This window comes from Tritonibacter sp. SIMBA_163 (genome assembly GCF_046535935.1).
Lineage (GTDB): Bacteria > Pseudomonadota > Alphaproteobacteria > Rhodobacterales > Rhodobacteraceae > Epibacterium > Epibacterium scottomollicae.
Window position 1 is genome coordinate 1 of the sequence record NZ_JAWJBP010001175.1, and the last position, 242, is coordinate 242.

Here is a 242-nt window from a genome sequence, read left to right on the forward strand (position 1 = left end):
ATACTCGCCGGACTTGAATCCCATCGAGAAGCTGTGGAGCAAGGTCAAGGCCCGCCTGCGTCGGCATCGCCCGCCGGACTTCGACGCGATCGGCCAACGGCTGGTCGAGGCGTTGCGAACGGTCACGCCGCAGGAAAGCCTCAACTACTTCAAGTCGTGCGGGTACGGGACGTGATGACGCAAGATGCTCTAATCGGTGCGAGCACACCGACGGGAAGGTGGTTGTCGCCGCAGACGACAAC

1 protein-coding gene is annotated in these 242 nt (G+C 62.4%); it reads left to right on the forward strand.

Annotation, left to right across the window (positions count from 1 at the left end; genetic code table 11):
* The first annotated feature begins 13 nt into the window (after positions 1-13).
* Positions 14-175, forward strand: a complete 162-nt coding sequence (locus R0J92_RS26025; RefSeq protein WP_411053817.1) for a hypothetical protein — start codon at positions 14-16, stop codon at positions 173-175.
* Positions 176-242 lie beyond the last annotated feature (67 nt).